The following is a 14,570-nucleotide window of genomic DNA, read 5'->3' as shown; positions in this document are numbered from 1 at the left end:
GTCATTGTAAGGAAAGGGAAAACGACGCTTTTCCCTTTCCGTGGAGCGAAAAGTCCCGGATTGGACTTTTTGCGACCTTATCAAGGGTTAAAGCTGAAAGCAAAAGAAGAACGCACCCTTCGATCACGATTCACCAATGACCATGCTTTACCGTAAACCGCAAACTGTGAACTGTAAACTTCTCCCCTTTCCGTGGCGCACCGGTTTCTGCTAACCTGCCGGATTATTACAGCTTTCCGGCACGATGCCAGGAGAACCCCATGTCCAGCAAGCCAGGCGAGATACTGTCCCGGCTCGGGTACATCACCGAAGAGGACATCCAGAAGGCCCTCGAAGTCCAGAAAGCCGAGGACGGTACCAGGCGGCTCGGGGAGATCCTCAGCGACATGTACCTCAACTAGGACATGCTCAAAAGGGCCCTTTGAGCCCAGGAGCGGGGCACCCTGGTCGATCCTGGCCTGGACATCGTCAGCCAGGTTCTGAGGCACCGCCTGGATCAGGGCGACATCCGTATCCTCCTCGAAGCCATCACCCTCCAGACCTCGGCCGCCCTCCAGAGCACCAACCTTTTCGACCAGGTGCGACGGGCCCGCGAGGAGGAGAGCAAGCTCCTTGAGGTGACCAACGCCATTTCCTCGGAACTCCAGCTGCTCCCCCTGCTGGAAAAGATCATGGAGACCACCACGGACATCCTGGAGGCCGACAGGAGCACGCTGTTCCTCTACGACGGCAGGACGGGCGAGCTGTGGTCACAGGTAGCCCAGGGCGAGAAGATCAACGAGATCCGTTTCCCAAGCCATCTGGGCATTGCCGGGTCTGTCTTCACCACGGGGCACACGGTCAACATACCGGAGGCCTACGATGACCCGCGCTTCAACCCCGACGTGGACACGAAGACAGGGTACCGCACCAGGTCCATCCTGTGCATGCCGGTTATCAACAAAAAAGGGATCACCATCGGCGTCGTCCAGGTGCTCAACAAAAAAGGGGGCACCTTTACCCGGGAAGACGAGCGCCGTCTCAAGGCGTTCTCCGCCCAGGCTTCCATCTCCATCGAGAACGCCCAGCTTTTCGAGGAAGTCCTCAACATGAAGAACTACAACGAGAGCATGCTGGGGAGCCTTTCAAACGGCGTACTGACTCTCGGTCCTGATGGCCGGGTTGTCAAGGTTAACACCGCGGCCCAGCGGATCCTTCGCCGCCCCGAAAGGCTCCTCGTCGGACAGGTGAGCTCGGCCCTCTTTTCAGGTGCCAACAGCTGGATCCACGATCGGATCACCAGGGTCCGGGGATCCATGGAGCCGGACATTTCCGTGGATGCCGAGCTCGAAATGCCCGGTGAAAAGTTCCATTCCATCAACCTGACCGTGGTTCCCCTCATCAGCGTCAAGGAGGAACCCATCGGGACCATGCTCGTCATCGAGGACATCACGAAGGAAAAGCGCCTGAAAGGCACCATGGCCAGGTACATGACCAAGGAGGTCGCCGAAAAGCTCATCGAAAGTGGAGAAGAGATGCTTGGCGGCACCACCCAGGTGGCCTCCGTCCTCTTTTCGGATATCCGGAGCTTTACCACCCGCTCCGAGGGGATGACCGCCTCGGATGTCGTAACCATGCTCAACGAATATTTCACTGTCATGGTGGACATCGTGTTCCGCTACAAGGGGATTCTCGACAAGTACATAGGCGACGCCATCATGGCCGTCTTCGGCCCCCCTTTCGCCAGTGGAGAGGATGCCGACAACTCGGTGAGGGCCGCGGTGGGGATGATGCGAGGTCTTGCTGACCTGAACCGGTCCCTCAGGGAACGGGGAATGAAGCCCCTTGAAATAGGGATCGGCATCAACACCGAAGAGATCCTATCAGGCAATATCGGGTCGATCAGGAGGATGGACTACACCGTCATCGGGGACGGTGTCAATCTGGCCGCCCGTCTCGAAGGGGCCAACAAGGTATAAGGATCATCGTCAGCGAGTTCACCATGGATCAAGGTATATGGATCAAGGATCATCGTCAGCGAGTTCACCAGGGACGCCTTGACGGACGATTTCGTCCTCCGGAAACTCGACAGCATACGTGTAAAAGGGAAGACAAAGCCGGTGAGTATCTACGAAGTCATGGACTTTTATACCGGGAGCGCATTCCCGGAGATGGAAGAGGTCATCGGGCGCCACCAGAAAGGCCTTGAGCTTTACACCCGGGGGGAATGGGTAACGGCACGGGAAGAACTGCAGAAAGCCCTCCACCTGAACCCCGACGACAAGGCTTCCTGGACACTCCTGCAAAGGTGCCTGCACTTTGAGAAAAAACCGCCCCGGGAGGATTGGGACGGCGTCTGGGAGATGGATAGCAAGTAAGCCGGCAGCTGCCGGCTTACCCAATTTAAAATCTCAGATCTCAAATCTCAAAATATGCCCGGGGATAAACGCTCTTTGGAGCATTAAAAGCAATATGCCCGAGTATTTCCCCCGTTTAACAGCTTTCCTCTGCGAACTCCACGGCTTCCACCGTCGCCCTGCGAGCAATGGTGAACAAGCTGCCTGTCCTGAGCCTGTCGAAGAGTGCGAGACGGATCTTTGTTCTTTTCTGTAAATTTATTTTTTCACCTGTACCACCGGGGTTCCCAGACTCACCCACAGGCGCGACAGGCCGTGTTTCCCGGGGTTGGGACAAACGATGACTACCTCCCCAGGCTCCCTGGAGACCTTGTATGCCTTTCCTGTCGCGGGACACAGGCGGGTCGGCCAGGAGATCGCCCCTTCCGAAAGGTATTTCGACATCACCATGAGGTTGGCCACGCACTGGCGTCCGTCACGGTCCAGTTCCGCGTCTCCCTCGTAGGTTATGTCGAGGTAATCCAGGGAGCCGAAGGGAATCCGTGAGGTCCACAGGAAAAGGATGCCCAGGATGACCAGGACTCCCGCACCTATGGCAAGAGGAGAAATGGACAAAGGCTTCCGCCCCTTTGGCTTCGCTCCGGATTCCTTTTTCGGCCTCCGCCTCCTGGGGAACGGTACCTTTACCGGCCCGGCAAAGGCGCACTCCCGGCACACCGGTTTTTCGCCGTCCCACTTCGGGATGACGCCCACGATCTTCTTGCCGCAACGGGAACAGAGATGCTTCTTTGGTTGTTCGTGGGTACCGGTTGGCATGGGACCAATCTAGCAGACCCGCAACCAGCCGCCAACAGCAAGTCGTTGAAACCGGAAAACTTTCACCTTGTCGCTATCTTGAAAAAAAGGAGCCCGAAGGCTCCTTTTTACGACGAGTTAAGGCGATCAGTTGACAGTATACTTTACCATCGATACCGAATACGCACGGTCCAGGCTGGCGTTGACCTCGGCGTCGGCTCCCTTGAAGTAGTTGGCCTGCCAGTGAACGATACGGCCCGTGGGATCGATGACCATGCTGGTGGGCAGAGTGGTAATATTGTAAAGTTCCGTGACCTCCAGGCCCTTGTCAACGATGACCCTGGCGTCGATGCCCCACTCCTCGAGGGAACGGGATATCATGGTCAGTGATCTTATGCTCGGTGTCCCGGATTCGGCATCCACGATGGCAATGAGCACATCGGGGTAGCGTTCATTGACAGCTTTAAGGAAAGACAACTCCTGCCGTTCGAAAGAACACCAGGGGGACCAGAACGACAACAGTACAGGTCGCCCGCTGTTTTCCGAGAGGCTGAACTGCCTGCCGGAGGTGGCAAGGGAGGAGAAATCGGGTGCCGGTTCACCGACGGCGGGACCGTCCGCGAAGGCCATTGTCGCCATCAGCAGGCAACTGAGCACAACTCCCGTAACGAGTTGCGCTTTACTTTTGCTGAGTGAAAATATTCGTTTCATTTCCATTTACCTCCGTCAACCGGTATCAATGGGGTGGCCCCATATACAATTCGATGCCTGGGTTACAGCAACATCGGTGCCAATAATGACAAATTTGTAAATTTTATTTTATTTGTGATTACAAGGGGTTACGTGGGACGTTTCGCAGTGTGAATATTTATTGGAAGTCTGGCGTGGAACAATGTGAGTGATAAGACCACTTGTGGGGTAAAAGTATCAGCTTAATACGCGTATAGCCTTCCGTAGGGTCTTTTGCTCCGTGCGGACAGCCTCCAGAACTTTTCCCTTTTCAAAAGCTTGACGTGGTTTTTCTCCAGGTGGAAGACCTTGCAGAAGTTGACCACGTATTTTTCAATATCGCTCCACTCCGCGTCAGAAGGTTCGGTGATCCCGACTTCCGCGCCGATCTGGTGGGTCTCCACGTTGCCGCGGATATAGATCTCCCCGCCTCGCATCCCGTAGCCGAGGTCGTCCCCGGCAGAGCCGTGGACGATGATCTTCCCGCAGTTCATGGTATTGCCTTCGGGTTTGATGCGGCTCTCTTTATTGCCGTTGCCTTGCTCATTGTCCTGCTCCTGTCATGTACCCCCGGCAAAGCCGGGGGGGGTTCCCTAAGTACTAATATATCGCGAAAGTCCATGCGGGACTTTCGCTCAACGGAAAGGGAAAAGCGTGGTTTTCCCTTTCCTCACGGTGACTACTAATATATCGCCAAAGTCCGTGCGGGACTTTGGCTCAACGGGAACCGAAAAGCGTGGTTTTCGGTTCCCTCACGGATCAATGACACTTTGTTAGGCCATTGATCCGGGCGCCCACCCCGGGCGCGGCAGTTTTCACGGGTCATCGATCCGGGCGCCTCTTTCAGGCGCGGCTGCTTTTGCCGGTCATTGATGCGGGCGCCCCACACTGGGCGCGTTGATGACTGCTTGCGAGGTCATCAACTGACCATTAGGTTCAACCGGATATGTAGTGTTTGATTACGCACAGACTCCGGACAGCCTGCTCGCAACACCCTGGCCGTCGTCAGGTTATCAAAACAGACCCTTCATATACACCCCCCCCCAGGGCCAGCCCGAACCATTGCGGATTTCGGGATATTGACACTTTTTTCATGATAAACGATTATTCCAGATCATGTGGCTGAAAATTCTCCAAAGGGAACCGGCTTGATCGTCACCCTTCACCAGGTCAATACGACTGTCGGGGACTTTGGAGGCAACCTCGCCCTGATCCTGGAAGGCGCCCGGGAGGCCGTGGGCAACGGTGCCACGCTGGCTGTCTTCCCCGAGCTTTCCCTGACGGGCTACCCTCCCCTGGACCTCCTTGAGAACAGGTCCTTCGTTCTCAAGGCCGCGGAGGCCCTTGAAAAGCTCCTGGAAGAGAGCTCGCACCTCCCCGTCTCCATCCTTTTCGGGACCATTTTGTCGAGGGACCCTTCCCTGGAGGGCAAACCCCTTTCCAACGCGGCGGTCCTCGTCCGGGACGGGAAGATCCAGTCGGTCCACTACAAGGCTCTTCTTCCCACCTACGACGTCTTCGACGAGAGCCGGTATTTTCACCCGGGCCAGAGCCTGACCGTTACCGAGGTCGAGGGTACTCCCATCGCCCTTTCGGTCTGTGAAGATGTCTGGAACGACAAGACTTACTGGTCCCGGCGGCAATATGACCTGGATCCCGTGGAAAAGATCCTGGCTGGAAAACCGGGTACGGTCCTTGTCAACATCGCGGCCTCCCCTTACAGCCACGACAAGTGCAGGCTGCGCCAGGAGATGCTTTCCAACACGGCCCGCCGTTACAAGTCACCCGTACTGTACGTCAACCAGGTTGGAGGCAACGACTCCCTGGTCTTCGACGGCCGCAGCCTGGTCATGAACCCGGACGGACGGATCGTGGCTCTGGCCAAGGAGTTCACCAGGCAGGTCCTCACCGTGAACCTGGATGATCTTCCCGGGCAGTCAACCTACGTCCCTGATCTGGTGGATTCCCCCGACACCCTCCTCAAGGCCCTTTCCATCGGGCTGCGTGATTACGCATCGAAATGCGGATTCAGGTCAGCGGTCCTGGGCCTTTCAGGCGGGATCGATTCGGCCCTCACCGCGGTTATCGCTTGCAAAGCCCTCGGTCCGGAAAACGTACACGGCATTCTCATGCCTTCCCCGTTCACTTCCATCCAGAGCGTGGAAGATGCCGAAGCCCTTGCCGGCAACCTCGGGATGCCCGCCGGCACCGTTCCCATCACGGGGATCTACCGCACCTATCTTGCCGACCTTGCGGAGGGGCTTGGCGGGCTGCCGGGAGATACCACCGAGGAGAACATCCAGGCCAGGATCCGGGGCAACATCCTCATGGCCCTTTCCAACAGGTTCGGACATCTTGTCCTTTCCACGGGGAACAAGTCCGAACTGGCCACGGGATACTGCACCCTTTACGGGGACATGTCGGGAGGCCTTGCCGTCATAAGCGACCTGTACAAGGGGGAGGTCTACGAACTGTCCCGGCACATCAACAGTTCCGGTGAGATCATCCCCGGCAGGATCCTCACGAAAGCTCCCTCGGCCGAACTGCGCCCTGACCAGAAAGATTCCGATTCCCTGCCGCCTTACGACCTCCTCGACGCTGTGCTGAAGGCCTACATCGAGGAGCACCTGACCCTGGATGAAATCGTGGACAAGGGATACCCCGCGGAGGTGGTGAGAAGGATCCTCAACCTCGTCGAGGGCAACGAATACAAGCGCCAGCAGGCCGCGCCCGGGATCAAGGTCAGCTGGAAAGCGTTCGGCATAGGCCGCCGCTGCCCCATCGCCAAGGCCAGTTTTTTTTAGCAGCGTGTTAAGAACAGCCCTTCAGATTTCCCGACCATGGGCCGGCCCAAACCGATCCCGGATTTCGGATGCTTGACATCAGCGTTAAAAATCTCTATCCCTTTTTATCGACACGCCCGGCGGTAAACAGGTTTTCTCTGATAACAGGGCGTGCCCCGTCATTTACCCTTGCAGACCCGGTGTCCACCTGCGGGTCTGACAGCCGGGCTGGAATAAGCCCGTCATCCGGCTGCCCCGTCGTCACACCGGGGCCGCTCGCATGAACAGAAAGGAATTTCGATGAAGAGAAACCGCACCACTTTTCTGGTCATCTTCGCTCTCGTTCTTTTTGTTGCCTTCGCCTGTACAAAGAGCGAAACCGGCAAAGCCGACTCACCTGACACAAACAAGTCTGCCGACGCCGTCAAGGGCGAAGCCGCTGCCGTCGTGAACGGCTCGGCCATCCCCATGGCGCAGCTGGAAACAGCCGTCCGGAACGTGGTCATGCAGAACGGCATGGGATATTCCCAATCGGACGCCTTCCTCGACCAGTTCGGACCCCGCATCCTCGAGCAGCTCATCGACGGCGAACTTCTCTGGCAGGAGGCTGAGCGTAAAGGTTTTATCGCATCCGATGGAGAGGTGGAAACCGCCTACGGTGAGCTCGCTTCCCGGTACCCGGAGGAAACCGAATTCAAGACCGAAATGGAAGCCCGCGGGTTCACCGAAGAAAGCCTCAAATCCAACATACGCAAACAGATCTCCATCCAGAACTACATCAAGGGGTCCATCGTTCCCGAAGCGGAGGTCCCGGAAGAGGCAGTGAGGGCCGCATACGACGAGAACCCCCAGAACTTCACACGCCCCGAAGAGGTCAAAGCCAGCCACATCCTCATCAAGAGCTCCGAGGCCGATCCCCAGGAACAGAAAGCCTCCGCCCTTGCCAAAGCCAACGAGATCGCCGTGAAGGCGCGGAAGCCCGGGACCGATTTCGCCGAACTTGCAAAAACCAGTTCGGAAGGGCCCAGCGCCCCCCAGGGTGGTGATCTGGGCTTTTTCACCAGAGGCAGGATGGTCAAGCCTTTCGAAGACGCCGCCTTCTCCATGAAGGTGGGGGATGTCAGCGATCCGGTTCTCACCCAGTTCGGATATCACATCATCAAGGTAACCGAGCGCAAAGAGGGCCAGTCCGTCGGGTACGAGGAGGTCAAGGACCAGCTTGCTGGTGATCTGACGAACCGCATGGTCAACGAGATGGTAGGCCGCAGGATCTCGGAACTCAGGGAATCCGCCAAGATCGAGCTTCTGTTCAACCCCGAGCCGCCGCAGGTTCCCACCATGGGCGGTAACCCCCACGCCCCCGCCATGAAGTAGACCCAATTGACAAATCAGCCTGCACGGGTATGATAACGATCATGGGAGGGGCGGTTCATCCGGGGCCGCCCCTCTTTACGTCTACGGCGCCAGGTTTCCTTTAACTCGCTGTACGGAGCTTACAGACCCTGCATAAAATCAAGATGCCCGGCAGACCTGAACTGAAAAACTTTTCTTTCTCACGCGCCGTGCTCCTCTGTGCAGTGATCGCCGCCATGGGGCTTTTCCTTCCCCTCCAGGCACATTCAGGAGAAACCGGCATACCGGTAGCTTTCGTCAACGGTACTGCCATCTACCAGGCTGACCTCGCCTGTGCTGTGGAAGCCTCCATGGCCCGGAAGCTCTTCAGCCATCCGGGGGACCCCCCGTTTTCAAAAACCACTTCGGGAACGGGGTCCGACACAGCCCATACTCTCGAACGCCTCATCGATATCGAGCTCCTCTACCAGGAGAGCCTCAAGCACCGTTTCCCAGGGCTGACCGAGGAGACGGAGGATCGGTACCGCAGGGAAGTCCGGCGACTCGGGGGAGAAACGCTGCTGCGTTCAGCTCTGAGCTGTAACGACATGACCCCGGACCAGTTCCGCAAGGCCATATTCCGCAACCTCTCGATCAAGCGCTATCTCAACAAGGTGGTTTATCCGGGGATCGTGATCGAGCCTGAGGAGGTAAGGGCGTATTACGACGAGAACCAGGATGTCTTCAGGGTTCCCGAGTCCGTCCATCTGAGGCAGATCTTTGTGAAAGGTCCGAAGGAAGACAGTGAGGTCCAGTGGAGGTCCGCCAGCGAAAGAGCTTTCGGGATCCTTCATGCAGCCAGGGAGGGCGCCGATTTCGTCAACCTTGCGCGGAAGTATTCCGACGATCCCAGGGGCGCCAGCACGGGCGGTGACATGGGGATCGTTCATAAAGGGAACCTGCACGATCCTTTCGACAGCGTTGTTTTCACCCTCGACGCCGGCGCGATCACCGAGCCCCTCAAGTCCCGCAGCGGGTTTCACATCTTCAATGTCATCACTCGCCGCCCCGCCACCACCCTGCCTTTCGAGGATGTCCAGGACCAGATCACCACGACATTGAGGAAAAGGGACGCACAGGAGATGGTCGGCAAGATCCTCCAAGAGCTCAGGCTCAAGGCTGATATCCGGATCCCGGGAAAAGAATAGGATCCGGGAACTGATCTCAGATCTCACATTTCAAATTTCCAGATGAGTGTCCAAGGAGTTGGATCAGCATTACACAGCAGCTGATATCGGCGTTTTGGCATCCCACACCCGAAATTCGCGTATATAACATCAAGGCGGATTTCGGGTCTTTACATGCCCTTTAAATTGTATACAATATACAGGATGCTGCGCAGCCTGTATCGGGGTTCACATGCCAGGATTCAGTATTTCTCCACTTTTTCCGATGATTATGCCGGATTTTTCGATTCTGGCCGCGCCAGATCCTGAGACAGTCTTTTCCACTACTTCCCGGAGGGTGTAATGAGTAATTTGACCGATTTCGCCAACGACTACCTCAAAACCGCCGCCGAGCGGGAAAGGCTGGGGATCCCGCCCCTTCCCCTTGACAAGGAGCAGACCGAAGCCCTCTGTTCCCTGCTCCAGGAAGAGAAGCTCGATCCAGGCGCCTTCGTCCTTGCCGGGCAGAAGGACACTCTTTCCAGCCTCATGCACCTTCTCACCGACCGCGTTCCTCCGGGGGTCACGGACTCGTCTTTCGTCAAGGCCGATTTTCTCGGCGCCCTGCTCCATGGGGAACTCACCTCCCCGTACATCCCGGCGGGTGACGCCATCCGTTTCCTGGGCCAGATGGGAGGAGGCGCCAACATCCCTCACCTTGTAAAGGCCCTTGAGGCGGGCGGGGAGATCCCGGCCATGGCGGTCCGGACGCTGGCCAACCTGATCCTCATCTCCCCCCTCGTACTGACACAGATCGCCAGGATGGCCGAGGGCGGCAACCGCAGCGCGGTCGATCTCCTCCGCATATGGGCGGAGGCGGACTGGTTCGCCCGGGCCGACGGCCTTCCTGATAAACTGACCTGTGTCGTCGCCAGGACCACCGGCGAGATCAACACGGACTTTTTCTCTCCTGCCCAGGAGGCCGGCACCAGGGACGACATCCCTCTCCACGCCCTTACAATGCTCTCCACAAGTCCCCACGACAAGGGGTTCCTCAAGAGGGTCGAGGAACTCAAAGCCGCCCATCCCGGCCTGCCCGTCCTTTTCGCCGGTGACGTGGTCGGGACCGGAAGCAGCCGAAAATCGGCCTCCAACAGCCTCGTCTGGTGGATCGGCGTCGACATTCCCAACACGCCCAACAAGAGAAGGGGCGGGGTCGTGATGGCCTCCAAGATCGCCCCCATTTTCTTCAATACCCTTCGCGGGTGCGGTGCCGTGCCTGTCCGCTGTCAGGCCGGTGCCCTCGTCGAAGGAATGGTCGTGGATGTGGACTTTTCGGCCGGGAAGGTCACGGAATCCGGTTCCGGAAAGCTCCTCGTCGAGTTTGCCATCGAACCGGCCTCCATCGTGGACGAATACCGCTCCGGCGGCCGGAACCTTCTCATCATCGGCCGGAAACTGACCACCAGGGCCATCGAGCACTGCAAAAAGCTGGGTATCGAAGCGGGCGTCTCCGCCGTTTCCCTGCCAGAGCCTCCGACGGCCCCCGAAGGTCAGCCCTTCTCCCTGGCGCAGAAACTGGTGGGGAAAGCGGCGGGCGTCAAGGGCGTCCTGCCCGGCGCCTACTCCGAACCGCAGGCCCACCTCGTTTTTTCCCAGGACACCACCGGGAAAATGACACGGCAGGAGCTCGAAGAGTTGGCCTGCACTCACTTTGCCACGGTCTTCATCCAGTCCTTCTGCCATACGGCCGCCGGTCCGCGTAGCAAGGACGCCAATATGCAGCATACGCTGACCGAGTTCGTCAACCGGCTCGGCGGCATCGCCCTCAAGCCGGGTGACGGGATCATTCACACCAACGGGAACCGTTTCTGCCTCCCCTACTTCGTGGGCACCGGTGGCGACAGCCACACCCGTTTCCCCATCGGCATCAGCTTCCCCGCCGGATCGGACCTGGTTGCCTTCGCGGCCAGCCAGGGCTACTTCCCCCTGGACATGCCCGAATCGGTCCTGGTCCGGTTTAAAGGCGAGATGCAGCCGGGGATCACCATCCGTGACCTGGTCAACGCCATCCCCTACGCCGCCATGCGGCAGGGCAAGCTCAACCTCGGGAAGGGCGACGCCAAAATCAACGTTTTTGCCGACCGCATCCTTGAGATCGAAGGTCTCGAGGGGATTACCGTCGAGGATTCCTACAAGTTCACCGATACATCCGCCGAGCGGTCCGCGGCGGCGAGCGCCTTCTCCCACGATCCGGAAAGGATCATCGAGTTCGTCAGGAACAACCTCAAGTTCCTCGATGAGAACTTCATCCACAGGAACCCCTCAAAACAGATCAAGGTCATCATCAACCTCATGGAGAAGTGGCTGGCGAACCCCGAGTTCCTCACCGCTGACAAGGGAGCCCCTTACGCGGACATCATCGATGTGGACATGAGCACCATCACGGAACCTCTCCTGGCCGCCCCCAACGATCCCGACAGGATCGTCACCCTTTCGGAGGCCGCCGGCACAGCCATTGACGAGGTCTTCGTGGGCTCGTGCATGACCGACATCACCGATTTCAGGGCCGTCGCGAAGATCATCGGCGGCAGGCAGATCTTCCCCACCATGCGTTTCTGGACCGTTCCCCCCGATCGCGAGAGCAACGTGGCCCTTGCCGACGAGGGGGTTCACCAGGCTCTCATGACGGCCGGAGCCAACGTTCACGTCCCGGGCTGCAGCCTCTGCATGGGCAACCAGGGACAGGTCGGAACCGGCACGACGGTCATCTCCACGAGCACCCGGAACTTCGACAACCGCATGGGCACGGGCGCCCAGGTCTACCTGGGTTCTTCCCACGTCGCCTCCGTCTGCGCCCTCCTGGGACGGATGCCTACGGTCAAGGAATACATGGACATTTACCGTGAGCGGGTCGAGGGGGTGAAGAAACAGTTGGCGGTGCCTCTCGCGTTTTAGGAGCAATTCCAGATTCCAGATTCCAGATTCCAAAAAAACAGGCCCCCGAAAGGGGGCCTGTTTTTTATGGAAACGCAGAGTTTGCGGAGGGACGCAGAGGGAAACGAAAGGTTAGGGGGGAAAGGCCGGTTCCCGTAAAAACGATAAAAGCCAACTAACCACAGCTCAGCCATTCCCAGGCTGAACCACAGGGTTACACAGGGATGTCAAGGCGAAGGAAGAGCGGACCGGAGCCCGCTTCATGGCGAATTTAGAACGCTATTTGCTGCTTTTGTTTTTGGTTCGTGGTTTTTTCGGCTCCTTTTTGGCTGGCTTTTCAGTTTTTTGGGGAGCTTTTTCATCGGGATCACCAAGAGTTATTGTTGGTAACCTAAGCTCCCCCCATGGACCACGCGATGTAATCCCTAGCAATAACTCCCTTGTGGAAGCGTATAACATTGGTGCACCATATTTATAAACCATACTTGCCAAAGCGTCATCTTCGACTTTCGTTTTCGAATGAATTTCAAATAAACCAACCGCTTGGATATCAATCCTGTAGGGTAATTCTGCTTTTGATTTGGCTTCGGGTGTTACAGTTAATTGCAACTGCCATTTTAGGGGATGCTCTTTATGTTGGAGTAGTTGAAGAGAATAGTTCGTTTTAATTTCCAGACGTTCCGCAGGTGGCTGGAAATTCGGGTTGGCTTCCACAATTATTTTTGGATAAAAATGATGAATACATTCAATCGGCGGAGGCACTTATTTCACCCTCTTCTTTTTGACTCTGAAAAGACCAAATATCACGATCAAGCCAGGTTGTTGTGGGCTCATGTTTCACTTGTTTATAAATATAGAGCCAACTCACATCAGGGCCCTCGGGTGAAACATGGAGGTGAAGTCGCCCGCCTAGAGAGCGAACAACTTTCACCATTGTTGAAATAGTAAAGTTGGCGTTCCCCCGAAAAATCTTCGTAATGTATGCAGGTGATGTATCTAGCCGTCTTGCGAGGTCAGCGCGTGAAACCTTTTTAACTGCGGCAAGCCTGTCGAGGTCTTCTGCAAAAGTATATTTTGCATCCGCAATCCAATAATTGTTACCCGTTTCAGCACTTTTGAAAAGTTCCTTAAACGACTTCTTTCCCATGGCATCACTCATCCTTGATAATTATTTGGCCCTGTGTTTTTTCGTTGAAGTAGCGCTGTCTTATGGAAAGCGCGTGTTCAATATCACGTCTGGGGGTTTTCTGTGATCTCTTAATAATACCGTGTGTGCAGATAACCATTCTATCCCGGTCGTAAAAATAGAAAACTCGTATACGGCCTTGTATGAACTCAAATAGCTTATTATGGCCAGTAATGGGTTTAGAAACCTCACGTCGTATTGAGGGTCCGCTCTCCGAGGTTCTCCTCAGAATGAGCAATAACTCATCTCTGTCCGAGGTGTATTGACTGTCAAGACTGTATAGGAAATCGAGCAGTTCACAATCACCCCTATCCGAGCAGCAGGCAAGAACGTGCCATTGGTTCTGCTCAACTGAGAGGAGTATCATGTTAACCCACAAGTTAATAAAGTCAAGTCAAACAATCCCCTAATACCACCATCGTCTCCCAATAGAATTCATGCGGGTTCAGAATGGGGAATCGGGGAGGAGGTGTCAAGGTGCATAACGTGCCCCTCGAGCACCTGATGCTCATCCCTCCGCAAGCATGGGAGCTATATGTACCACTTGTGCACCAAAGAAATCTCTCCCCCGGTCTAAGCTGGAAGAGGCCTTTCCCTTGTCTGTAGGCACTTACAACGACCCAGGTTTGTTTTCACCCAAAACCCAAAACCCGGAACCCAAAACTCCACCAAAAAATAAAAGGCCCCCAAATCGGGGGCCGTTCATTTTTTGGTGGCGGTGCAGGGACTTGAACCCCGGACACTACGGATATGAGCCGTATGCTCTAACCACCTGAGCTACACCGCCGGATTTTATGACGGGCCCATTCATGGACCCGGAAAGGTAAAAATGAGTACCCCGATTCAGGCTAAAAGTCAACAAAACCAGGAAATGCCTCTGGTCAGGAGGCATGGCATTTCCCGGATGACATTTAACAGCCTGGAAAACACTGAAAAGTCCGATTGTCGTTTAACTGCCGTTTTGCTAGATTCTATCGGTCATGACCTCAGGAGATGAAAAGACCGGAAAAAGAAAGGTCCTCGAGGCCCTCGGGTGCCTCCTTTACGTGGTCGCCTTCCTCATCATGGGCAGCGTTCTGCTGGTCAAGTTGGGGAAGATGTGAAAGACCGGAGTACCAGGTACTAAGAAGTCATATACCCCCGGCAAAGCCGGGGGCTTGAACTGTGAACCGCTCAAAGCGGTTATTAAAACTTCGGCCAGCCTAAAGGCGGCTACCGGAGTAGCTGCAGTTGATCCAGACAATGATCCGCAGCCTCATGGCGTTGGATATAGTCACGGATCACCTGTCAGGCAATATACAATACC

Annotated in this window: 13 protein-coding genes and 1 tRNA gene; 8 read left to right on the top strand and 6 right to left on the bottom strand. The window is 56.3% G+C overall.

The features are described from left to right. Positions 1–260 precede the first annotated feature (260 nt). The 3 genes from P1S46_08080 to P1S46_08070 all read left to right on the top strand — a co-directional run bounded on the left by P1S46_08080 (position 261) and on the right by P1S46_08070 (position 2,357). Complete coding sequence (locus P1S46_08080; GenBank protein MDF1536441.1) at positions 261–401, top strand: hypothetical protein; 141 nt, start codon at positions 261–263, stop codon at positions 399–401. A 216-nt stretch (positions 402–617) separates the two neighbouring features. After that, positions 618–1,958 carry an adenylate/guanylate cyclase domain-containing protein gene (locus P1S46_08075; protein ID MDF1536440.1) on the top strand — a complete coding sequence of 447 codons (1,341 nt, stop codon included), beginning with the start codon at positions 618–620 and terminating at the stop codon, positions 1,956–1,958. A gap of 141 nt (positions 1,959–2,099) precedes the next feature. Continuing rightward, positions 2,100–2,357, top strand: coding sequence for a hypothetical protein (locus P1S46_08070; GenBank protein MDF1536439.1), 258 nt, complete (start codon positions 2,100–2,102; stop codon positions 2,355–2,357). A gap of 237 nt (positions 2,358–2,594) precedes the next feature. Here P1S46_08070 and P1S46_08065 read toward each other — a convergent pair whose 3' ends face one another. From P1S46_08065 to P1S46_08055, 3 genes are all read right to left on the bottom strand, one after another. Beyond that, a complete protein-coding gene (locus P1S46_08065) occupies positions 2,595–3,152 on the bottom strand; it encodes a hypothetical protein (protein MDF1536438.1) in 558 nt (185 codons plus the stop codon). Positions 3,153–3,278: 126 nt separating this feature from the next. After that, on the bottom strand, positions 3,279–3,842 hold the full coding sequence (locus P1S46_08060; GenBank protein MDF1536437.1) for a redoxin domain-containing protein: 564 nt from the start codon (positions 3,840–3,842) through the stop codon (positions 3,279–3,281). A gap of 221 nt (positions 3,843–4,063) precedes the next feature. After that, complete coding sequence (locus tag P1S46_08055) at positions 4,064–4,354, bottom strand: hypothetical protein (GenBank protein ID MDF1536436.1); 291 nt, start codon at positions 4,352–4,354, stop codon at positions 4,064–4,066. A gap of 654 nt (positions 4,355–5,008) precedes the next feature. Here P1S46_08055 and P1S46_08050 point away from each other — a divergent pair. The 4 genes from P1S46_08050 to P1S46_08035 all read left to right on the top strand — a co-directional run bounded on the left by P1S46_08050 (position 5,009) and on the right by P1S46_08035 (position 12,099). After that, the gene (locus P1S46_08050; GenBank protein MDF1536435.1) at positions 5,009–6,664 is read left to right on the top strand and encodes an NAD+ synthase; all 1,656 of its coding nucleotides are present in this window, start codon (positions 5,009–5,011) and stop codon (positions 6,662–6,664) included. A 279-nt stretch (positions 6,665–6,943) separates the two neighbouring features. Beyond that, positions 6,944–8,017, top strand: a complete 1,074-nt coding sequence (locus P1S46_08045; protein ID MDF1536434.1) for a peptidylprolyl isomerase — start codon at positions 6,944–6,946, stop codon at positions 8,015–8,017. 143 nt (positions 8,018–8,160) lie between these two features. Beyond that, on the top strand, positions 8,161–9,183 hold the full coding sequence (locus P1S46_08040; GenBank protein MDF1536433.1) for a peptidylprolyl isomerase: 1,023 nt from the start codon (positions 8,161–8,163) through the stop codon (positions 9,181–9,183). Positions 9,184–9,504: 321 nt separating this feature from the next. Beyond that, positions 9,505–12,099, top strand: coding sequence for a bifunctional aconitate hydratase 2/2-methylisocitrate dehydratase (locus P1S46_08035; GenBank protein MDF1536432.1), 2,595 nt, complete (start codon positions 9,505–9,507; stop codon positions 12,097–12,099). Positions 12,100–12,357: 258 nt separating this feature from the next. Here the strand turns inward: P1S46_08035 and P1S46_08030 are convergent, their stop codons facing one another. The 3 genes from P1S46_08030 to P1S46_08020 form a co-directional block, all read right to left on the bottom strand. After that, positions 12,358–12,840: a protein-export chaperone SecB gene (locus P1S46_08030; GenBank protein ID MDF1536431.1), complete on the bottom strand. Its 483-nt coding sequence runs from the start codon at positions 12,838–12,840 to the stop codon at positions 12,358–12,360. Beyond that, positions 12,824–13,225 carry a helix-turn-helix transcriptional regulator gene (locus P1S46_08025; GenBank protein MDF1536430.1) on the bottom strand — a complete coding sequence of 134 codons (402 nt, stop codon included), beginning with the start codon at positions 13,223–13,225 and terminating at the stop codon, positions 12,824–12,826. The genes P1S46_08030 and P1S46_08025 overlap by 17 nt, the downstream gene beginning before the upstream one ends. Positions 13,226–13,974: 749 nt before the next feature. After that, positions 13,975–14,051, bottom strand: a tRNA-Met gene (locus P1S46_08020). Between the two features lie 193 nt (positions 14,052–14,244). Here P1S46_08020 and P1S46_08015 point away from each other — a divergent pair. Further along, the gene (locus tag P1S46_08015) at positions 14,245–14,367 is read left to right on the top strand and encodes a hypothetical protein (protein MDF1536429.1); all 123 of its coding nucleotides are present in this window, start codon (positions 14,245–14,247) and stop codon (positions 14,365–14,367) included. Positions 14,368–14,570 lie beyond the last annotated feature (203 nt).

It is taken from the genome of bacterium (genome assembly GCA_029210545.1).
Lineage (GTDB): Bacteria > BMS3Abin14 > BMS3Abin14 > BMS3Abin14 > BMS3Abin14 > JARGFV01.
The sequence above is the reverse complement of the archived record's forward strand: the minus strand, read 5'-3'. Positions and strand labels throughout refer to the sequence as shown.